At 40.2% G+C, this 21,259-nt stretch carries 23 protein-coding genes; 9 read left to right on the forward strand and 14 right to left on the reverse strand.

Annotated features, from left to right (window positions below; all coding sequences use genetic code 11):
• The gene (locus tag FQT67_RS09330) at positions 1–939 is read right to left on the reverse strand and encodes an ABC transporter permease subunit (RefSeq protein WP_003056823.1); all 939 of its coding nucleotides are present in this window, start codon (positions 937–939) and stop codon (positions 1–3) included.
• Between the two features lie 606 nt (positions 940–1,545).
• Here FQT67_RS09330 and FQT67_RS09335 point away from each other — a divergent pair.
• Entirely contained in the window at positions 1,546–2,577 is a 1,032-nt protein-coding gene (locus FQT67_RS09335; RefSeq protein WP_003056847.1) for a LacI family DNA-binding transcriptional regulator, read from the forward strand.
• A 111-nt stretch (positions 2,578–2,688) separates the two neighbouring features.
• Here the strand turns inward: FQT67_RS09335 and FQT67_RS09340 are convergent, their stop codons facing one another.
• Together FQT67_RS09340 and FQT67_RS09345 are read right to left on the reverse strand one after the other, a co-directional pair.
• Positions 2,689–3,624: a serine hydrolase domain-containing protein gene (locus tag FQT67_RS09340; RefSeq protein WP_015058044.1), complete on the reverse strand. Its 936-nt coding sequence runs from the start codon at positions 3,622–3,624 to the stop codon at positions 2,689–2,691.
• Entirely contained in the window at positions 3,621–4,373 is a 753-nt protein-coding gene (locus FQT67_RS09345; protein ID WP_015058045.1) for a CppA N-terminal domain-containing protein, read from the reverse strand. Before FQT67_RS09345 ends, FQT67_RS09340 begins: the two co-directional genes overlap by 4 nt.
• Positions 4,374–4,634: 261 nt before the next feature.
• On the opposite strand from FQT67_RS09345, the gene FQT67_RS09350 reads away from it, so the two are divergent.
• Positions 4,635–5,540, forward strand: a complete 906-nt coding sequence (locus tag FQT67_RS09350; RefSeq protein WP_041781620.1) for a sulfite exporter TauE/SafE family protein — start codon at positions 4,635–4,637, stop codon at positions 5,538–5,540.
• A gap of 103 nt (positions 5,541–5,643) precedes the next feature.
• Here the strand turns inward: FQT67_RS09350 and gla are convergent, their stop codons facing one another.
• Positions 5,644–6,492 carry an aquaglyceroporin Gla gene (gene gla, locus FQT67_RS09355; RefSeq protein ID WP_003054261.1) on the reverse strand — a complete coding sequence of 283 codons (849 nt, stop codon included), beginning with the start codon at positions 6,490–6,492 and terminating at the stop codon, positions 5,644–5,646.
• 126 nt (positions 6,493–6,618) lie between these two features.
• Here gla and FQT67_RS09360 point away from each other — a divergent pair, with 126 nt between their 5' ends.
• On the forward strand, positions 6,619–8,901 hold the full coding sequence (locus FQT67_RS09360; protein WP_015058047.1) for a Xaa-Pro dipeptidyl-peptidase: 2,283 nt from the start codon (positions 6,619–6,621) through the stop codon (positions 8,899–8,901).
• 72 nt (positions 8,902–8,973) lie between these two features.
• Here FQT67_RS09360 and FQT67_RS09365 read toward each other — a convergent pair whose 3' ends face one another.
• A complete protein-coding gene (locus FQT67_RS09365; RefSeq protein ID WP_003054260.1) occupies positions 8,974–9,366 on the reverse strand; it encodes a pyridoxamine 5'-phosphate oxidase family protein in 393 nt (130 codons plus the stop codon).
• Between the two features lie 169 nt (positions 9,367–9,535).
• A complete protein-coding gene (locus tag FQT67_RS09370; protein WP_003060222.1) occupies positions 9,536–9,757 on the reverse strand; it encodes a helix-turn-helix transcriptional regulator in 222 nt (73 codons plus the stop codon).
• 169 nt (positions 9,758–9,926) lie between these two features.
• On the opposite strand from FQT67_RS09370, the gene FQT67_RS09375 reads away from it, so the two are divergent.
• Positions 9,927–10,301: a helix-turn-helix transcriptional regulator gene (locus FQT67_RS09375; protein ID WP_002988207.1), complete on the forward strand. Its 375-nt coding sequence runs from the start codon at positions 9,927–9,929 to the stop codon at positions 10,299–10,301.
• Positions 10,302–10,493: 192 nt separating this feature from the next.
• Positions 10,494–10,793, forward strand: coding sequence for a YbaB/EbfC family nucleoid-associated protein (locus FQT67_RS09380; protein WP_046177424.1), 300 nt, complete (start codon positions 10,494–10,496; stop codon positions 10,791–10,793).
• 56 nt (positions 10,794–10,849) lie between these two features.
• Here the strand turns inward: FQT67_RS09380 and FQT67_RS09385 are convergent, their stop codons facing one another.
• From FQT67_RS09385 to FQT67_RS09400, 4 genes are all read right to left on the reverse strand, one after another.
• Positions 10,850–11,578, reverse strand: coding sequence for a MerR family transcriptional regulator (locus FQT67_RS09385; protein WP_046177423.1), 729 nt, complete (start codon positions 11,576–11,578; stop codon positions 10,850–10,852).
• Positions 11,579–11,730: 152 nt separating this feature from the next.
• On the reverse strand, positions 11,731–12,318 hold the full coding sequence (locus FQT67_RS09390; protein ID WP_003062505.1) for a 3'-5' exonuclease: 588 nt from the start codon (positions 12,316–12,318) through the stop codon (positions 11,731–11,733).
• A 47-nt stretch (positions 12,319–12,365) separates the two neighbouring features.
• On the reverse strand, positions 12,366–12,896 hold the full coding sequence (locus FQT67_RS09395) for a DUF536 domain-containing protein (RefSeq protein ID WP_002992269.1): 531 nt from the start codon (positions 12,894–12,896) through the stop codon (positions 12,366–12,368).
• Between the two features lie 173 nt (positions 12,897–13,069).
• The gene (locus FQT67_RS09400) at positions 13,070–14,203 is read right to left on the reverse strand and encodes an ISAs1-like element IS1548 family transposase (protein WP_143936418.1); all 1,134 of its coding nucleotides are present in this window, start codon (positions 14,201–14,203) and stop codon (positions 13,070–13,072) included.
• A 221-nt stretch (positions 14,204–14,424) separates the two neighbouring features.
• Between FQT67_RS09400 and FQT67_RS09405 the strand changes: the two genes are divergently transcribed.
• Positions 14,425–15,600: an NAD(P)/FAD-dependent oxidoreductase gene (locus FQT67_RS09405; protein ID WP_046177229.1), complete on the forward strand. Its 1,176-nt coding sequence runs from the start codon at positions 14,425–14,427 to the stop codon at positions 15,598–15,600.
• Positions 15,601–15,659: 59 nt separating this feature from the next.
• On the opposite strand, the gene FQT67_RS09410 is transcribed toward FQT67_RS09405, so the two are convergent.
• Positions 15,660–15,908 carry a hypothetical protein gene (locus FQT67_RS09410; RefSeq protein ID WP_042357993.1) on the reverse strand — a complete coding sequence of 83 codons (249 nt, stop codon included), beginning with the start codon at positions 15,906–15,908 and terminating at the stop codon, positions 15,660–15,662.
• Positions 15,909–16,255: 347 nt separating this feature from the next.
• Here FQT67_RS09410 and rpsN point away from each other — a divergent pair, with 347 nt between their 5' ends.
• Positions 16,256–16,525 (forward strand): 30S ribosomal protein S14, encoded by a 270-nt coding sequence (rpsN, locus tag FQT67_RS09415; RefSeq protein WP_003052772.1) that lies wholly within the window; start codon positions 16,256–16,258, stop codon positions 16,523–16,525.
• A gap of 329 nt (positions 16,526–16,854) precedes the next feature.
• Here rpsN and tsaD read toward each other — a convergent pair whose 3' ends face one another.
• The 3 genes from tsaD to tsaB are packed head-to-tail and all read right to left on the reverse strand — an operon-like array spanning position 16,855 to position 18,986.
• The gene (gene tsaD / locus FQT67_RS09420) at positions 16,855–17,871 is read right to left on the reverse strand and encodes a tRNA (adenosine(37)-N6)-threonylcarbamoyltransferase complex transferase subunit TsaD (RefSeq protein ID WP_003056674.1); all 1,017 of its coding nucleotides are present in this window, start codon (positions 17,869–17,871) and stop codon (positions 16,855–16,857) included.
• Entirely contained in the window at positions 17,861–18,286 is a 426-nt protein-coding gene (rimI, locus tag FQT67_RS09425) for a ribosomal protein S18-alanine N-acetyltransferase (RefSeq protein ID WP_003056684.1), read from the reverse strand. Before rimI ends, tsaD begins: the two co-directional genes overlap by 11 nt.
• 1 nt (position 18,287) lies before the next feature.
• A complete protein-coding gene (gene tsaB, locus FQT67_RS09430) occupies positions 18,288–18,986 on the reverse strand; it encodes a tRNA (adenosine(37)-N6)-threonylcarbamoyltransferase complex dimerization subunit type 1 TsaB (protein ID WP_046177230.1) in 699 nt (232 codons plus the stop codon).
• A 285-nt stretch (positions 18,987–19,271) separates the two neighbouring features.
• Here tsaB and FQT67_RS09435 point away from each other — a divergent pair, with 285 nt between their 5' ends.
• Together FQT67_RS09435 and rnjA are read left to right on the forward strand one after the other, a co-directional pair.
• Positions 19,272–19,502 carry a DNA-dependent RNA polymerase subunit epsilon gene (locus FQT67_RS09435; protein WP_003056704.1) on the forward strand — a complete coding sequence of 77 codons (231 nt, stop codon included), beginning with the start codon at positions 19,272–19,274 and terminating at the stop codon, positions 19,500–19,502.
• Between the two features lies 1 nt (position 19,503).
• A complete protein-coding gene (gene rnjA, locus FQT67_RS09440) occupies positions 19,504–21,186 on the forward strand; it encodes a ribonuclease J1 (RefSeq protein ID WP_003056700.1) in 1,683 nt (560 codons plus the stop codon).
• Positions 21,187–21,259: the final 73 nt, after the last annotated feature.

Consider the following 21,259-nt stretch of genomic DNA (forward strand, 5'->3'; position numbering starts at 1 on the left):
TTACAATAAACTGTTTTCAGTGTATTTCTTGGCTAGCCAATTCACAGTTAAGAGGATAACCAAATTCACCAAAGTATTAAACAAGCCAATAGCCGTCGATAAGCTATATTGAAAGCTCTGCAACCCCATTTTATAAACATAGGTTGAAATGATTTCACTAGAAGCCAAATTAAGAGGATTTTGAAGTAGCAAGACTTTTTCAAAACCAACACTCAAGAGCCCTCCAGCCCTCAAAATCAAGAGAACCACCATTGTTGGAATGAGATGCGGAATATCAATATGAACTATTTTTTGGAAACGGCTAGCCCCGTCCATATCAGCAGCCTCATAATAGGTTGGATCAATAGAGGCTAAGGCTGCAATGTAGACGATACTATCCCAACCTGAGTGTTGCCAAACATCGCTCCAGACATAAATGTCTTTGAAAAAACTAGTATTGGCTAAAATATTTGGGAAAGTCAGCCCCAATAGCCGAAAGAGATTGGCTACGATGCCTGTCTCCGGTGAGAAGAATATCAATATCATTCCGACAACAACCATTACTGAGATAAAGTGTGGAAAATAAGTGGTTACCTGAAAGACTTTTTTAAATTTTTCACTTCGTAGTTGGTTAGACAACAAGGCAATCGCTATCGGCAGAGGAAAACCAATAAAAATACTATACAAGCTGATAGCTAGAGTGTTTTTAATCGTTAAGCCAAATTGATAGGAATGGAAAAATTGCGAAAAATGTTTAAAGCCTACCCAAGGACTTCCCGAAAAACCTAAGGAAGGAGAATAATCCTTAAAGGCAATCACTAGTCCATACATGGGGTAATAAGAAAAAACAAGAAGCAATACCAAAGAGGGCAGTAACAGCAAATAAAGTGGTAAGCTCTTTTTAAATTGCTTACGGTATGTCGCAAGGTCACCCTTACTAACAGAAGGAAAGAGGGGCATTTGTTCTCCATTCTAATAAATCTACGTCCTATCACAACTCACCGGTAACGACTGTTGTGAGGAACCTAACACCGGCTAACCATTACAGATAGCATTGAAAATTAGTTTATCGTTAAACCAAATGAAACGATTTCGCAAGACGAAACTTGTAACAGAAAGTTATCACCTCTCTTATTTAGGTAAAAAGAGATTAAAACACAGTTGTTGGCTACCTTTTGAGATAAGAAAATCAAATTTCAGATAGGTTTATCGTTAAACTTAGCGCATAGTTTTAGCCTCCAAAAATAGTTTTTCCCCTTCGAAGAAATACTTCCCCAAAAAGCTACTAAATTCTTTCTCAAAACCTTATCGTCCAATAAGCGGTGGCGGTCAATTAGGTTTATCGTTAAACTATAATGCTAAAAACTTACCCTCGTCTCCATGATAAGGGTTATGCAATAATTAGTGCAAGCGCTTTCTTTTTTTATTATAGTACGTCTTTGAAAAGATGTCAATATCATTAAGGAAAAATTTTGCAACGATTTTTTAGGGCTGGTCAAATACAGGACTTGTGGTATGATAGACTTATCACTATCGTATTAGCGATCCAAATACAGGAGTACTACAGTGGCAACCATCAAAGAAATTGCGGCAGAGTTGGGAATCAGCCCTATGACCGTCTCAAATGTATTAAATAATAAAAAACATAAGGTCAGCGAAAAAACCTATCAACGTGTCATGGCATTAGTGCAAAAAAGAGGTTATATCCCTGACGCCAATGCGCGCACGCTCAGTAGTGGTTCTTCGCGAATCATTGCTCTGTGGCTTCCTTCTTTTGAACAGAAAAGCCTCCTAGAAATCCCTTATTTGTCAACAATTACCGCAACCATTTCTCGATTTGCTAACCAGAATCATTATGAAATCATGTTGCTTTCCACACCATCGGTTCAAGAGTTTTGCCATGCTGTTAAATCGTGGGGAATTGATGGCGCTGTGGCTTTTGGGGTTTCTTCTGAAAATGCTCAATTAATTACACAAGTCCTTACCATACCGACCATCTTTATTGACTCCTACGTTGAAGATCCTGGCATTTGTACCATTAATTCTGATGATTTTTCAGGTGCTTATTTGGCTACTAAACATCTTTGTGAATGTGGGCATACTGCTATCGCATTTGCCAGTGGCAAGGAAGTCTATCAAGAAGACCGCTTTCGCCAAAATGGCCTCCTCTACCAACGCTTTTTAGGCTACCAAAAAGCTATTCAAGAATACAATTTAGACAGTCATCTCTTGGGAGAAGAGATTTCCTTTGAGGGAGGGGTACTTTTAGGCAAAGCTATCGCACAACATAATCCCAAACAGGTTACGGCTATTTTCTCAACTGCAGATGAAATGATTGTGGGAATAAAAGAAGGTCTTGAGTCCTCTGGTCAAAAAGTCCCTACTGATTTTTCACTCATTGGCTTTGATAATTTACCTTTCACCTCTTATACAAGCCCTAAACTAAGTACCGTTCATCAAGAAACCACTCAAAAAGCTCAATTAGCGATTGACTCTCTACTTGCTTTGATGTCTGGTAAACCCATTCAGAATAAACAAGTCCTCCCCATCCAACTGCTGAAGAGAGAATCTGTTCTTGACAGAAGAAAACAATCATAACCTTCTCATCTCGGGGATGCTCCCCTTTCTCTGTTAATCAAAAAGGTCACATTTTTACAGTGTGACCTTTGTTTTTTCATGATGCTGACTAAACACATGGCAGACATAAGACTAGTGATTATCTGACATGTAGTCAATGATAGCGTCTCTAATGCGACGACGTTCTCGAATCCAAAGGGGACGATCATCTTTATCATAGGTTCGATTTGTCAAGAAGATAGCTGCTTTTTGCTCTTTCTTATTCAACATGATAAATGGACCCGTATATCCCGTATGGTCAATCCAATCCTGTTCCAAATTCCAACCAAGGGAACGCGTTTTTTCTTGGAGACTGTAGTTGCTCCACAGCGAATCTGAAAAGGAATCCTCGAGATAATGCATAGCAAAATGTTCCAAATCGTTGAGGGTTGAAAACACCCCCGCTGATCCCGCCTGTTTTCCTAGCACTTTGGCTTTAGGATCATGAACGTGTCCGTCGTTCACTCCTTTTAGTGTAGGTACAGCAGTGGGTCTTGGGCCAAATGAGGTTTGTGGCATATCAAAAGGCTGAAAAACCAATTCTTGAAAGAGTTGTTCCAAAGACTTGCCGCAGTAAGTTTCTAACATAAAACCAAGCAGTAAAAAATTCACGTCAGTGTACTGGAATGTCTTATCCTTTTTAAGGGATAACTGATTTAAGGCTGCTTTTAATTCCTGTGCCTGAAGGTGATCTCGATTCGGAATATAAGGGTCTAGTCCACTGGTGTGGGTCAATAATTGGCGGATGGTCACTTCATCATGAACCATGTCTGGATAATAGGTTTTTAGGGAGTCATCGAGTTTTAGTGCTCCGCTATTGATCAAGAAAATACAGACAGTAGCAACTCCAACCACCTTTGACACACTAGCTAAATCATAGACCAAATCTGGCTGAACAGGTTGGTCGCCATCTATTGTGCCCAGATAATGCTCTTGCCACTGACCAGACTGAAAAAGGGCTAAGCTAGCCCCTCTGTATAATCCTTGTTGCATATGATCATTTAGTTGTTCTAACAAACCAAGGGTCATTTCATAAACCAAATTTCTATCTGACTTGGATCAGAAATCACCAAGACCTTATGCTTTTTGTCTACATAAACGGGATGACCCGCTTCTTCCAGATGTGTTTTTAAAGCTGCCATGTCATAATCGGCAGGCACTTGAAACTCTAAAATCTCTAAATCCCAAGCAATGTGAGGATCGATGGTTAAATCGGGACCTTCCTCTTGAATGAAATCCATCGCAACAGGCAATCGCTCTCCAAATAGGTCATGGTAAAAAGCTTTTGATTGTTCCTCACTAGGGACGTTTAGGACGATAATATCAAAGCTAAATTGACTAAGACCCTTGAAGCCTTCCTCTTTTGTGAAAGCAGGCAATTCTACTCCTTCAAGGGTTTTGATATCATCTTCAGCATGTAACAAGAAGCGATCCCCTTCTGGAGAAACGGTTTCAAAAGCATAGCCTTTTTCCCCTTTAAATAAGGTCTCATAGCTAGCTCCATGAGCGAGTAATTGTTCGATATCTTTAGGTTGGGCTGTTTTAATCACAATAGTGTTAATTTTTTTAGGCCCTTCTACTGAACGTGTTCTAGCTGAAGGAGATTCCTCAATTACAAATCGTTCTTGCCCCTGTCCCCACGATGAAAAAATCGCAATTGCATTTTCTTCTGACACTAGACGAAGACCTAGGGTCTTTTGGTAAAATGTAATGTTCAAGTCACGGTTGTTAACACGTAAAACCGGGGTTTTAAAGACAAGGTTCTTAAACAAAGTCATAATTTCCTCCTAATCCTCTGTTATTATAGACAAAATTCTGATTTTTGACAAGAAATTATGCGCTCCTTATAAAGCGCTTAGGGGCCACTTAACGACTCCCCCCTGTTAATCTTAACAATCTCTCCAAATAAGAAAAAATAATGATAGCCTTAAAGATTTCGATGTTTTGTTTTCTTCTTGTTTCATGAAAAGAAAACAAGTATTTACATTTTTGAGAGAGTCAAATTGACGGCACTCCTTTTTTTTTGTAAACTAGAAGGTATGAATGAAATGATTATCCTTAGACTGATACAAGCTTTGCTAGTCTTAGCAATGCTTTTTATTTTCCTATTACTGGTTAGGCATATCCGAAAAAACAAGATCAATCCTTTTAAACGATTTTGGACTGGTTTTTGGATTGGTTTAGTAACCGATGCGCTTGATACCCTTGGGATTGGCTCTTTTGCCACAACCACAACATGTTTTAAACTAACCAAGTTAGTGACTGACGACCGGAAACTCCCTGGAACGATGACAGTTGGGCATGTCCTTCCTGTGCTTATCCAGTCCCTATGCTTTATTTTCGTGGTTAAGGTTGAAGTCTTGACCCTGGTCACGATGGCGGCAGCAGCCTTTATCGGCGCTTATTTTGGAACCAAAATTACCAAGAATTGGCATACTCCAACGGTTCAACGAATACTTGGCGGTCTCTTAATTTTGGCCGCACTTATTATGATTTTCCGTATGATTTTTCACCCTGGAGATAATCTCTCTGACTCTGTGCATGGCTTACATGGTATTTGGTTATTTGTGGGTATTGCCTTCAATTTTACCGTAGGTGTTCTCATGACGATGGGATTGGGTAATTACGCTCCAGAATTGATTTTCTTCTCACTCATGGGGCTTAGCCCAACTGTTGCTATGCCTGTGATGATGCTTGATGCTGCTATGATTATGACCGCCTCTAGCAGTCAATTTATCAAAGCAGATCGTGTCAGTTGGGATGGCTTCGCTGGCATTGTTCTTGGTGGCATTATTGGGGTTTTACTCGCTGTCTTCTTCTTGACAAATTTGGACCTTAATAGCTTAAAACTCCTCGTTGTTCTAATCGTTATCTTTACAGGAGGTATGTTAATTCGTTCTTCGCTCAACCCATCCATTGCTAACAAGCAGAAACAGACTCATTAATGGTTAATTTTTTAGAATCCTTTGAATCAGTGACTTTGGAGGATTTTTACAATTGGCTCACAAATGACAATTAAAAAAGAGGCCTGAGCCTCTTTTTTGTTTATTATTTAATATAAAGGAATTTGAATAGTGCTACTGCAGCGATTGCAGCAAGAATAGGTGCCACAACCGGAACCCATGAATACCACCATTTTGAATCACCCTTAGCTTGCCCAAGTACAGATTTTGGCAAGAGGTGGTGAACAAGACGAGGACCAAGGTCACGTGCAGGGTTAAGGGCCGGTCCAGTAGGACCTCCAAGTGAAGCTACAAGTGCCATCACTAAGAAACCAACACCGATGTGAGCAACAGCAATACTACCTGTTACATATGGAGCCACTTGTTGAGAAGCGATGACTTCATCGTAACCAGCATCAAGCAATTTGCCAACTAGTTCTGCACCAAAGAAGTTCTTTGTCAGAGCAAGCGCACCAAAGAAAAGAACGAATGAACCAGCAAATTCATTAGCAAAACCGTTGATGATTGATGCTTTTTGGCTAGCTTTTGTACCGTCATCAAGAGCTGAAATAGTTGAGAAGGAACCCAAAACTGGATTTGGATTTTCTGTTTTTCTAAAGTAAGGGCCGTAAACACCAACCACTACAAGTTGACCAAAGATTGCTCCAAGTACTTGTGCGATGATGTATTGCGCAACGTGTGCCCATGGGAATAAACCTGAAACAGCTAGTCCCAAAGTAAAGGCAGGGTTAATATGGTTTCCTGAAACATTACCAAACATTAAAGCTGGCATCATAACAGCAAGACCGTAACCCAAGGCGATGATAATCCATCCTGAGTTATTCCCTTTTGTTCCTTTTAAATCAACGTTTGCAACGGCACCATTCCCTAAAATAATAAGCAAGGCAGTCGCAAGAAATTCTGTGATGTACTTCACAATCCATGTAACATCCATGTGTCTTTAGTTCCTCCATTTTATGATATTGTTTAGACAAGTACCATTCTATCAAGTATAATAGATAATGTAAAGCTTGTTCACCTAATAAAAACGTTTACTTTCAAGAAAGGATTTGACGCAAATATGAAATACAATCAATTTTCTTACATCCCTACTTCCATTGAAAATGCCCTTGAAGAACTCCACTCTTTAGGCTTTGACCTAAGGATGAAAAAGAGCCAAAAAGAGAATCTAGAAGCTTTTTTGCGTAAGTTCTATTTTCATTTTCAAAACACTGATTACCCACTAAGTAACTTAATTGCTAGTGATAGCATGGATTTGCTTACTTTTGTGACATCAGCTGCTCCTCTAACGAAGGATGTTTTTGAATTGGTTGCCTTGCAATTACTTGGGTTTATTCCAAATGTGGATTTCACATCAGCTAAAGACTTCAGCGAATCAATTGGTTTTCCCGTCCAGTTTGATGGTCAAAATATCATCAGCTCCCTTCATCATTTATTAGCCACTCGTATGAAATCAGGAATGACCTTAGTTGATCATTTAGTCAGCCAAGGCCTCTTGCCGATGGATAACCAGTACCACTATTTTAACGGAAAGTCTCTGGCAACTTTTGATACCAATGACTTGATTCGGGAAGTCGTCTATGTCGAAACCCCTGTTGATACTGATGAAGATGGCAAACTAGACTTGATCAAGGTCAATATTATCCGCCCTAAAACCAGCCTGCCGTTGCCAACCGTTATGACAGCCAGTCCTTATCATGAAGGGGTGAACGAAGTTGCCAATGATAAGAGATTATATCCAATGGAAGCTGAGTTGAAGGTAAAAGAACCTCACACCATTTCTGTTTCACGCGTTGATTTCATGCCTTTTAAAACACAACCAGCTGATGTCCCTGTAACAGAGAGTCAAGAGAGTTTTAGCTATATTGGTTCCTACACCCTCAACGACTACTTCCTTGCCCGTGGATTTGCTAATATCTACGTTTCGGGTATTGGAACAGCTGGATCCGCTGGCTTTATGACCAGTGGGGATTACAATCAAATTGCGAGTTTCAAAGCTGTTATTGACTGGTTGAATGGCAGAGCAAATGGGTTCACAAATCACAAGAGAGAGGCCCAAGTTAAGGCCGATTGGGCGAATGGACTTGTTGCTACAACTGGAAAATCTTATCTTGGAACCATGTCAACAGGTCTTGCCACAACAGGCGTTGATGGTCTAGCCGTTATTATTGCTGAAGCAGCCATCTCTTCTTGGTATGACTATTACCGTGAAAATGGCTTGGTCTGCAGCCCTGGCGGTTATCCTGGCGAAGATTTAGACGTTCTGACTGAATTAACCTATTCTCGTAACTTGCTAGCAGGTGATTATCTCAATCATAATAGTTATTATGAAATTTTATTACGAAACCAAACACGGGCCCTCAAGCGTGAGTCTGGAGACTACAATCAATTCTGGCACGATCGCAATTACCTTCAAGAAGCAAAACATATTAACTGTGAAGTGGTTTATACCCATGGCCTTCAAGACTGGAATGTCAAACCAAGGCAAGTCTATAACATTTTCAACCAGCTTCCTGAAGCTGTTGGCAAACACCTATTCTTGCACCATGGACAGCACGTCTATATGCACAATTGGCAATCTATTGATTTCCGCGAAAGCATGAATGCCTTGCTTTGTCAAAAAATGTTAGGCGTTGACAATCATTTCCACCTAGAGGAGATCCTTTGGCAAGACAATCAAACAGAGCAAAGCTGGAAAGCGCTCAAACAATTCGGAAGTTCAAAGAAACAAGAGCTTCCACTTGGTAACGATCGTGTTCTCATTGATAACCATTATTGCGAGGACGACTTCACTTGCTATGGCAAGTCTTTCCAAACCTTCAAAGAAGATCTCTTTGAAGTCAAGGCAAATCAAGCTCATGTGGATATTATTTTAGAAGAAGATCTCCCGCTCAATGGAGAGATGACCTTGCAACTAAGGCTTAAATCCAGTGAAAATAAAGGCATCCTCTCTGCTCAGGTGCTCGATTATGGCAAGAAAAAACGCTTCGGTGATACACCAGAATATATGGACCTCACTAGCATCGACAATGGGCAAAATTTCTCTCGAGAAGGACTCAAAGAACTCCCATTTAAAGAGAGCCCTTATCGCGTCATCACCAAAGGAGTAATGAACTTGCAAAACCGGAATGGGCTGCTCACCGTCGAAGCCATCCCAAATGATGAATGGATGACGGTTACTTTCCCACTTCAACCAAGTATCTACCACTTAGAAAAAGGAGATACTCTCAGAATCCTTCTTTACACCACAGATTTTGAACACACGATTCGTGACAATAGCAATTACGCTCTGACCGTTGACCTCAGCCAGTCTCAACTCCTTGTCCCAGTTGAGGAAGGCTAACTAACCAAAAATGCTCACCAGATATCCGGTGAGCATTTTTTGAATGTCAAACTAGTCATTACTACAACAAGCTTATTGACTAACCTTTTGACCTGCTTCTTTTCCTGAATGTAAACTATAGATGGTATCAATATGTATAACACCAGCCGCTTTTGGCAGTCCCATTTTGCCTTCAGCCCAAGCTTTAGCCTCGTCATAAAGAGGACCTTGATCTACCATTTCTGCTCGTCCACAAAAACGATAGCCTCGTAAGCAATCACGATTCACATAAGCCACCTCAATCTTACCATTATCCTGAATATTAGCTTGCGTTTGACCACCTGTATTTTCATTAAAAATGAGGGTGTGATCATCTAGCAAACGCATGGAACGTTTAGGTCCAATGTTAGGATTCCCTTCGTGATCAACGGTTGCCACCATTGCCAATTGGCTGGCAATCATTTCTTTCATTTCTTCTGTAAACATTTTATAACTCCTTTTATCAAATAGTTTCGTCCATGGACTACTCTCTGATTATAACACGATAAAAGAAGAAAAGGCAAAATAAAATAACCTTATTTAATTTTTTTATTAAGCTTTGTTAAAATTGTTCTTTCAAATAAATAGAAAAAGCTACCAAGGTAACTTTGTTGCTTTAATTCATAAAATCCGAATCGACGCCTAAAAAAATATCATCAACAGAAACTGCCAATGCCCCAGCAATACTTTTTAACTTTTCATATTTTGCCCGTCTTAGCTTATGAATATCTTTTTCATATCTAGCCAATGTCCTAACAGAAATACCGGTTAAGCTTGATAATTCTTGCTGTGTCATTTTCTTTGTTGTTCTTAACTCTTTTAAAGTTGATTTGGTCACAATTTTCCCTCCACACTAAAATGAGATTAGTTAATCATGTTAAGTTTATTATAAACTTCGGTTTTTATGAAGTCAAGTTTTTAGAGAGTTTTTAGACCATCTTTTACGATACCTTTTGCTTTAACCTCTTTTATGGTATCATATTTTATATAAAGAAAAGGAGAAAAATATGTCCGCCAAGAAAACTTTTTTTGCAAGTAATTTAAAGTACCTTAGATTAAAAAAGAACATGGAACAATTAGAACTTGCTAATCTCCTAGGACGAAAAAGCTCTTCTTCAATCAGTGAGTGGGAAAAAGGAAAATATACTCCAAAGTCTGGTCTATTAAGTGATATCGCTGCTATCTTTGATGTTAGTTTAACCGCCCTAATGGAAGAAGATTTAACCTTAGAAAGTAAGGGAGTCTCTTATCAGTTGCCACAACGAGAGTTAGCGATGATTTCAGAACAATTATCCGAAAATAACTACACTAAGTGGGTTGACTTCGCACAAATTCTTTTAGAACAACAAGCTAAAGAAGATCGTGAATTAGATAACCACTAAGTCGGGCTAGTCTATGACAAAAATAGTTCATTTCTAGACTTATTCTGTCATTAGCCAGACCCTTGCTGCTAATCCATCTTATCCATAGCGACTTTCTTACTGATACAGGCTAGTCTACTAACTGACATTGTTTTTATTGCCTCTTTTTATGTGTTATAATAGTTAGTATTAAATTAAGGAGAGTATAGTCTTATGATGAATATGCAAAACATGATGAAGCAAGCACAAAAGCTTCAGAAACAAATGGAGCAAAAGCAGGCGGATTTGGCTGCTATGCAATTTACTGGAAAATCAGCTCAAGACCTTGTCACTGCCACTTTCACGGGTGATAAAAAATTGGTTGGGATTGACTTCAAAGAAGCTGTTGTAGATCCTGAAGATGTGGAAACCCTTCAAGATATGACCACTCAAGCCATTAATGATGCCCTTACGCAAATTGATGAAGCAACTAAGAAAACATTAGGCGCTTTTGCTAGTAAATTACCATTCTAAAAAAACAAAAACTAGCTTGAGAAGGATCTCAGGCTAGTTTTTTTATGAGTAAGTGCTTATCCTCTTGAGACAATGTCCTCTTTTGCCAGTTCCAAGCAATACGATTTTTGATGGCAATGGGAGCAGGTTAACTTTCTAGTTCGTGGTGTATGGCCTGCAAGGGCAAATTCTGTCCATTTTGCTTCAAATGTTTGATGACAAGAAGGACAAAGATAACAGATATTTTGGTAATACCAGCATAAGGTTCCTAGTAAGACTAAAAGGAACACCGGGATTAATAAATATTTCCAGACTGTCAATTGGAGAAAATAGGCTCCACCCACAAAAAGTAGAGTTTCCACTGTCAAACAGACAATTAAAGTAATAAAGCGTTTTTTCCAAGCTTTTTGATTTTTCATGCTAAGCGAAATGTCCATCAGAAAATCTAGTGACTGGGGGTCTTGTTTTCGAGGTCTGTCAAGTATCTTGACAGCTATGTCAACTTGTTGCTCTTTTGCGGCCAAGTCTTCCTTGGCAGTCGCAATATGATCAACTAGAAGCAATTCCAGCACCTGGGCTGCATTTTCCTCTGCTAAGACTTTGCGAATCTGCTCAATGGAAAATCCCAAATCGCGCAGAAAGCAAATCATGCGTAATTGTTCTAAATCAGAATCCGTATAGAGTCGCCATCCACCTTCTGTCAATGCTGTCGGAGTCAATATTCCACGTTGATCGTAGTATTGGACGGTTCGAATAGAAACCCCAGCTAAGTTGGCCAATTCTCCAGTCGAATAGAATTGAGACATTTCCACACCTTCTTTCTATCATTTAGTGATCAAAAGCGACTCGTGTGCACCCGACTCCCTCTTGATATGCCCCTAGCTTATCACATGACCTAGCGTTACAAGCAAGGGCTAACCCTAGGGATTTTTGTTACTTTTTAGAAATAGCAGAGCCCTTAGTCAAAAAAGCCTCCCAAAGCTACGAAAGGGTTATCGGTAATCACTTCTTCTTGCTGGCTGAGATATGCTTTGTTCGTATCTGTTTCTAAAAAAGACTCATAGATTGCTGCTGTCATTCTGGCATCTTCTAAGCTATTATGACCTCGACCCTTAATGCCTAAAAAGGTTGCCACTGTTTGCAGACGAAGGTTAGCAATCCCATTTAAGTCTGCGCTACGTCTATCGTAAGCTTCATCAAAGAGGTCAATCTGGTATTGGTCCCTTAAATCCAAGCCATTTTCAGCTAGAATAGGCAGGTCAGATTTTTGAGCATTATAACCAATCAGTGGTAACTCTCCCACAAAATTTTTAAACGCAGCCATAACCTCCTCTACTTTTGGTGCCGCAGCAATCTTGTCAGATGTGATTCCTGTTAGGCCATTGATAAAGCTCTGTAAGGGAACATCTGTGTAAACATAGGTGTCAAAGCTGTCAACTTCTTTATGGTGGTCATATTTGACTGCTGATACTTGAATGACATGACTAACGTCATTGACAGTGTTAAATTCTAAATCAAAGGCAATATAAGTATCTAAGTGTTTCATGTTTTCCTCCAAAAAAGACCCTGATAGGGCCTTAATCGTTTTTCTGATTATTTAGCAAACAAGCGGGTTAAAAAGCCTTTTTTAGGGCCAACTTCAGCCTGAACTTCTTCGACTTGTAAGCGAGCTTGGTTGGCTTCTGCTTTAGCTTCTTCCAATTCTAATTTTAGGGTTTCTTTATCAGCCATGGCTTTAGCAGTTAATTGTTGCTGCTGATCCAATTGTTTATCTTTTTCAGCGATCTGCACGTCTTTAACACGCATTTGCTCATCTTTTGAGGCAAGTTGAGCATCTTTGGCTTTGAGTTGCTCATAAAGGCGCGTGATTTCAGTGTTCTTCTCATCCACAAGAATCTCTAAAAGCTCACGTTGTTTCGTTTCTTCACTGATAGGCTCATCGTCAAAAATTGTTTTTTTATAGATCTCTTCCAGCTTAACAAGACCACTGCGCTTAACCACAGTAACGCCTTTTTCATTTTTGTCAAGATCTTCTTCGGGTAAAGACTTAACACGATTATTGACGGCCTGACGACTCACTCCCAAAATATCAGCTAGTTCACTAACTGTCTTTTCAATTGCCATATTTTCCTCTTTACTAATCACTGAATATTCTTACTAAAAATAGTAACATAATAGGAGTATTCTGTCAATTTGACCTCATTTCAGTCCACGCCGTACGCATGAAAACTTTCTCTTCATCCTTTTGTGCCCGGACATCAATTTTGAAAAGATTCCTTTTTAAATCAATGATCTGCTTAGCCTCTTTCTCCAAATAATTGGACTAAATAATCTTCCAAATGGACAGAAATATACCGTTGTTTGCGACGATAACTGAGGTCTTTTTTAGGAAATACCATCACTTTGAGAAAATATAAGCACATTTTTCGGATAAGATTTAGGTTAAATGCGGCTCTTTTATCCAATGTCTGATGATGATCTTCATGATAAACAACGTCCAATAACCAGTGCATACTCTCTATCTGCCAATGACCTCGTACACAATTGGCAAATGTGAGGACATCCGGCTTAAAGCTAAAGATAAAATAACGATTCTCTTGACTCAGCTGACCATCCTTATCAATCGTGTTACGAGTCATCCCAATACCACGTAACTTATGCCATTTGGGATGATTTTGACACAACCATTTGATCTCGGAAGACACCCAGTATTCTCTAACTTCAATCTGTCCCCTAGATTTTTCAACAGTCTGATAATACTGTCCATTTTCTTGGAGTTCTTCCAATAAGTTGACATCACTAAAATAAAGAGCAATATCATCATAAAGTGTTTCTTGATTTCCTTTGACGGCTAAGCAATAGTCTGCTTTACCTTTTATAATCGTATCAACGATAGCCGTCTGCGTGCCCATTGCATCTATCGTTACAATGCTTTTACGGATATCAATCGTCCGCAATAACTGAGGAATGGCAACAATTTCATTACTTTTCTCCTCAACCGCTACCTGTCCCAAACTAAGATGATGACCCCCATCATAAGCCGTTACAATATGAACAGGCTTCTGATTGTTACCTCGATTGCCTCGAATCGTTTTACCGTCCACTGAAATCAGTTGATGAACGGCATCTAAGCTTGTCAATGATTGCTCAAATTGAACTTTAAGCTCTTTTAAACGGTCTGAGTTAACAAGACTAATCACACGCTCTAAGGTATCATGAGACGGACAACCTTCACTCAAATCAACGTAGGTCGCAAACAATGGTTCATTTATTTCAATAAAATCTTCCATCTCCTTCCAGGTTTCAATGCCAGCTAACTGACAAACGAAGACAAGAAATAGAATGGTTGATAAGGGGTAGCGAATTTTCCAAGATTGACGACTATCCAATTCAACTGCGCAATCATCAATAGAAATAATAAAATCAATCATCGTAGTCACCTCATCTATAGTGTACTACTTTGATTGATTTTGTCATTATGAATCTAGTTTTCTGAAAACAAAAGTTTCTTCATGCGTTTGGCGTGATTTCAGTCGTGCTAAAGGCATCAATTATTTCTTGAAAGCATTGTTAGATGAGTGGAAAAACAGTATGACATATTAGCTCATTTACATTACTATTAAATACCTTACCTTTATGCTAAAATAAGGCTATGACTCAATACGATACGATTATTATTGGAGGGGGTCCAGCTGGTATGATGGCCGCTATCTCCAGCAGCTACTATGGATATAAAACTCTCTTGATTGAAAAAAACCGCCGCTTAGGTAAAAAATTAGCGGGAACCGGTGGTGGACGCTGTAATGTGACCAATAGTGGTAGCCTTGATGACCTTATAGCAGGCATTCCTGGAAATGGCCGCTTTTTATACAGTGTTTTTTCCCAGTTTGACAACCATGACATCATTGCCTTTTTCGAGGAAAACGGCGTCAAACTCAAAGAAGAAGACCATGGCCGGATGTTCCCTACCACAGATAAATCTAGGACAATCATTGATGCTCTTGAAAAGAAAATTAAATCTCTTGGAGGCAAGGTACTAACCAACACTGAGGTGGTTTCCGTTAAAAAACAAGATGACCTCTTCTACCTCAAATCTGCAGACCAGACTTTTAGCTGTCATAAATTAATTGTGACCACAGGAGGCAAATCCTATCCTTCAACTGGTTCAACAGGTTTTGGACTTGATATTGCAAGGCATTTTAAATTGACAGTGACTGATTTAGAAGCTGCTGAGAGTCCTCTGTTAACTGATTTTCCTCACAAAGTCTTGCAAGGTATTTCCCTAGACGACGTTACTCTTAGTTATGACAAACACGTCATCACACACGACTTACTCTTCACTCACTTTGGCCTTTCAGGTCCTGCAGCTCTCCGTTTGTCTTCTTTTGTGAAAGGCGGGGAAATAGCAGAGCTAGATTTTTTGCCACACTTATCAACAGATGACTTAACCGCTTATCTGAGTGATCAACGTGATAAAAACATCAAAAATGCTCTTAAAGGCCTACTGCCTGAACGAGTAGCTGATTTTTTATCAGAAGATTATCCCGAAAAGGTCAAACAACTCTCTCCAAAACAAGAGAAGGAATTGCTTGATAAACTCAAACACCTCCAGATACCCATTACAGGAAAAATGTCTTTGGCTAAATCTTTTGTGACCAAAGGAGGCGTGGATTTAAAAGAAATTAATCCTAAAACCTTGGAAAGCAAGAAAGTTCCTGGGCTGTATTTTGCTGGGGAAGTCTTAGATATTAATGCTCACACCGGAGGGTTTAATATCACTTCTGCCCTTTGCTCCGGCTGGGTAGCAGGGAGCCTGCATTACGACTAAAAATAAGAAGCTTAAGATTTCTTTCTTAGGCTTTTTTGGTCACAATCACTATCAGGAGGTTACATAACTTCAAAACCAAGTACTCTGCACCCCTCTGCCGTCAGATAGTTCCGAACTTCTTCATCAGCAAGTAGTTTCTTACGCTCAACTAATCCTGCTCTAGCTAACTGATTTAATCGACCAAATACATATTTTACTGCCTCTCCAATCAATACTGCAATATGCCAATCCATTGCCCAAGGCAACCTATACAAAATTTTCAAAATCATCAAATCACGTTCGCTAATCTGCAAACCTTTTTTTACCATTTCTCACACCTCTCAAATCTAAAAATTTCATCTCGCCCGCCGAACTTGAACTAAGGGAAGAAAGCTAAAAGGGCAGACTGTCCCCTAAGAAAAAGGGGAGACAAACCACACGTTCGACGTGAGTATTTATCAAAACAGTCTGCCCTACAAGTTCCAAACCGTCGCCTCGGTCGCTTGCCTTATCAGGGGGTTACAAAAAATCATAACCAGTTAAATATTTTTCTTGCATTTCTTATGAAATATTGTATAATGGACTTATGTTTTCTTAACTGGTTCATTACTAGTTAAGAAAATCCAGAGTACTGATAGGAACTCTGGGATTATTAATATTATAGAAGGAGAAAGCAATGGCAAAGAAATCAAAAATTGCTAAATACCACAAGCAGCTCCAACTGATTGAACAGTACGCTGACCTCCGTCGCGAACTTAAAGCCAATGGTGACTATGAAGCACTTCGCAAATTGCCTCGTGATTCAAACCCAAACCGCTTGAAAAACCGTGACATGATTGATGGCCGTCCACACGCTTACATGCGTAAGTTTGGTGTAAGCCGTATCAATTTCCGCAACCTAGCGCACAAAGGTCAACTACCAGGAATCACTAAAGCTAGCTGGTAAGCTTACTTCACCTAAAGCAAACGATTATTTTGCAGGTAATTGTTTGACATATTAGTAATCATAGAAGCCAATTACTTATCATCATGACAATCCGGTATGCCAAGATACCGGGTTGTTTTTGTGTGTCAATAATTGAACAACTGTCACCACAATACTTTCAAAAGTCCTAGGGCTGACTGGAAGAATACAAGTCAGCTAAACATAAACTTGTTTATGTTTCAATGAGATTCTATGAAGTAATCGTCGCACTATTATCGGTTAACACAGAAAAAGCCTGCCTCTAGGTAGGGCAGACTACTTTCAAGATTAAACTTAAAATACCTTTAGAACTAATCTTTATGGAACTGGTCAAAGGTTAAGCTAGGCTTAGCATTCAAGTCCAAGCTGGCAAAGTGTTGCTTATCGTATTCGACAGCTGCCGCTAAGGCAATCATGCCAGCATTATCCCCACAAAGCCTTAGTGGCGGAATGACCACATCAATGTCAGTGATTTCCTCTGCTAAGCGTTCGCGCAAGCCCTGATTAGCAGCGACACCACCTGCTACCACCAACATCTTAGCTGGGTATTTAGCCAAGGCTTTTTTAGTTTTAGCTAATAAGATATCAAGAGCGGCAGCTTGGAAAGAAGCACATAAATCTTCCAAGACCAATTCTTCTCCTTTTTGCTCCGCATTGTGATGAAGGTTAATGAAAGCTGATTTAAGCCCAGAAAAGGAAAATTCCAAATGATCTTCCTTAATCATGGCACGAGGGAAATGATAGGTATCTTGCCCTTTATGAGCCAGTTGATCAATTTCACGACCAGCAGGATAGGTCAAGCCCATGACACGTCCCACCTTATCATAAGCTTCCCCAACAGCATCATCGCGCGTTTCACCAACAATATGATAGGAACCAGGTTCTGTGACATAAACCAATTCGGTGTGGCCTCCTGATACCAATAAGGCTAACAAAGGATAAACCAAGGGTTTTTGTTCACGCGCAGCCATGAGGTGCCCTGCCATATGATTGACTGGAATCAAGGGAAGGTCATTGGCCCAAGCAAAGGCCTTGGCTGCTGCTAAACCGACTAGGAGTGCTCCAACAAGTCCAGGACCATAGGTCACGGCAACTGCTGAAAGGTCAGAGGCCTGAATACCAGCTTCTTGCAAAGCATCCTCAAAGCAGGTGGTAATCACTTCTACATGGTGCCTGCTAGCTACTTCTGGCACAACACCACCAAAGCGTTTATGGCTCTCAACCTGACTTGCAATGATGTTACTCAATAAAATGTTATCGTTTTTTAAAATAGCAACGCTGGTCTCATCACAAGAACTCTCGACTGCTAAAATATACCTATCTGTCATGTTTTCCTTCCCGTTTCATCACCAAGGCCGCTTCAATAGGATCATGGTAATACGCTTGTCTTTTGCCGACAAACTCAAAACCAAATTTCCGATACAGGCCTTGGGCTTTACGATTTGACTCCCTCACTTCTAAAAAAATATCGCCGATAATCTCATCTAAATGTCTCATCAACTGAGAAGCTAGTCCCCGACCTTGATGACTGGGTAAAACTGCGATATTAGTGATTTCTGTCTCTCCAATTAAGGATTGAATAGCTAAAAAAGCCAGCAACTTTCCTTGCTCTTCAATCAGAAAATAATCTGTTTGATCCTGTTGCATATCTGCCAAGACTTGCTCCAAAGTCCAAGGCGACTTTTCATAAGTCATTTCGAGGAGCTGGTGAATGGCTCTCGCTTTTTCTTCAAGTGTTTTCATCTTACACCCGCTTAATGTACTGGCTGTCATCACTCACTTGATGATCCTTCAACCAATTTTCTTCAGCCTCTACCCTCTTTAGGTATTGAGGAACAAAGGCATCTACATTTTCTGGTGCCAATCTTTGCCCCAAAAGACCGCATTCGTAGGCTGAAGGGAGGGTTGGCACGATTCTGGATTGAGGTAGTTCCTCTTGAATGCGCTCAGCAAAAGGAGCCGTTTCTCCAACAAAAGTGAGATTAGCCTCCCCTTCTAATTGAGTCAAAATAGCCTCTAAAGACGAATGACTTTCTGGCAGAACTAGTTTCCCTTGTCGGTAGTAACCCACATAAGCATTTTGGCGTCTGGCATCAACTAAGGGCACTACCAAACTGTCTGGGTATTGCTGACAGGTTTGTGCTGCCAAGGCATATAAACTCGAGACGCCAACTAAATCGATGCCTAAACTGTAAGCTAGCATCTTGGCCGTCGCAACTGCTACTCGCAACCCTGTATAAGATCCAGGTCCTTGCGCCACCACAATCCTGTCCAAATCCTTGGGTTTGAGATCTACAGAAGCCATCAAAGAATCAATAGCCGGCATAAGGCTAATGCTATGATTTTTCTTGATATTAAGTGTCATGTCCGCCAAAAGCCGTTCATTTTCCAGGATGGCAAGGGAGAGGGTTTTATTTGAGGTATCAAATGCAAGTATCTTCATGTTTTGTCTTTCTAGTGCAATTTCTAGTTTCAATTATAACACAAATGAAGGGACAACATCAAAAAGGCTCTCCTAATAAGGGCTGAAGGGACTAATAAATTTGTCGAAACTTTTTACTAAAGGGTGACTTTATGGTATAATTCTAGTAATTGCACAGAATCAGGAATTAATCTACTACACAATAATGACATCATACTAAAACCGTCAAAACGATACATTCCTAGCGTTTTGACCTATTTGTTATTGTTTGGATAATTGATTCACAACGAAAGGACTATTGACTAAATGATTTATAAAGTTTTCTATCAAGAAACAAAAGACCAAAGCCCACGTCGCGAGAATACCAAGGCCCTATACCTTGATATTGACGCTACTGACGAACTTGAGGGCCGTATTAAAGCACGTAAACTCGTTGAAGAACACACTGGCTACAACGTTGAGTTTATCGAGTTACTTTCTGACAAACACCTCGATTACGAAAAAGAGACTGGTGTTTTTGAATTAACGGAGTTCTAAGATGACAAATATCAGTTTAAAACCTAATGAAGTTGGGGTTTTTGCCATCGGTGGTCTCGGGGAAATCGGAAAAAACACTTACGGGATTGAATACCAAGACGAAATCATCATCGTTGATGCTGGTATTAAATTCCCAGAAGACGACTTATTGGGAATTGACTACGTTATTCCAGACTATTCTTATATTGTTGATAATTTGGATCGGGTTAAGGCCCTTGTCATCACACACGGTCACGAGGACCATATCGGTGGGATTCCTTTCCTCCTCAAACAGGCTAATATCCCTATCTATGCAGGACCTTTAGCCCTCGCCCTCATCCGTGGGAAATTGGAAGAACACGGTCTCTGGCGTGACGCTACGGTTCACGAAATCAATCACAACACTGAACTAACCTTCAAAAACATGAGTGTAACCTTCTTTAGGACGACTCACTCCATCCCTGAACCACTTGGTATTGTGATTCATACCCCACAAGGAAAAATCATCTGTACAGGGGACTTTAAGTTTGACTTTACCCCAGTAGGAGACCCAGCTGACTTGCACCGTATGGCTGCGCTGGGTGAAGAAGGCGTTCTTTGCCTACTCTCTGATTCGACCAATGCGGAGGTCCCAACCTTTACCAATTCTGAAAAAGTCGTTGGCCAGTCCATCTTGAAAATTATCGAAGGCATTCATGGACGCATTATCTTTGCTTCCTTCGCTTCAAACATCTACCGTTTGCAACAGGCTGCTGAAGCTGCTGTCAAAACTGGACGTAAAATTGCTGTCTTTGGACGATCAATGGAAAAAGCGATCGTTAACGGGATTGAACTTGGCTACATCAAGGTTCCAAAAGGCACCTTTATTGAAGCAAATGAGCTTAAAAACTACCATGCCAATGAAGTATTGATCATGTGTACAGGTAGTCAGGGAGAATCGATGGCTGCGCTTGCTCGTATTGCCAACGGGACACATCGCCAGGTTAGCTTACAACCAGGCGACACGGTTATTTTCTCATCTAGCCCAATTCCAGGAAACACCACAAGTGTCAACAAACTGATCAACACCATCCAAGAAGCTGGCGTTGAAGTTATCCACGGAAAAGTGAATAATATCCACACGTCAGGGCACGGTGGCCAGCAAGAGCAAAAACTCATGCTGCGCTTGATTAAACCAAAATATTTCATGCCTGTTCATGGGGAATACCGTATGCAAAAAGTCCACGCAGGACTCGCTATGGATACCGGTATTCCAAAGGAAAATATCTTTATCATGGAAAACGGCGACGTCCTTGCCTTGACAAGTGATAGTGCTCGTATTGCAGGTCATTTTAACGCACAAGACATTTACGTTGATGGAAATGGTATTGGCGATATTGGTACAGCTGTCTTGAGAGACCGTCGTGATTTATCAGAAGATGGTGTTGTTTTAGCTGTTGCTACTGTTGATTTTGAGACTCAAATGATTCTAGCTGGACCAGATATTCTAAGTCGTGGCTTCATTTACATGCGTGAGTCAGGCGACTTGATTCGCGAAAGCCAACGGGTGTTATTCAATGCTATCCGTATTGCCTTGAAAAACAAGGATGCCAGCATCCAATCAGTCAACGGGGCCATTGTCAACGCCCTTCGTCCGTTCCTATATGAAAAAACCGAACGTGAACCTATTATTATTCCGATGGTCTTGACACCGGACAAAGACTAATATCTTAACACGAGTTTAACCACTCGTGTTTTTTGTTGTCCTCTCATCAAGCGATATTTGGTCCTAACTTATT

Origin of the sequence: Streptococcus sp. NCTC 11567, assembly GCF_902141215.1 — a bacterium.
Classification (GTDB): Bacteria; Bacillota; Bacilli; order Lactobacillales; family Streptococcaceae; genus Streptococcus; species Streptococcus dysgalactiae.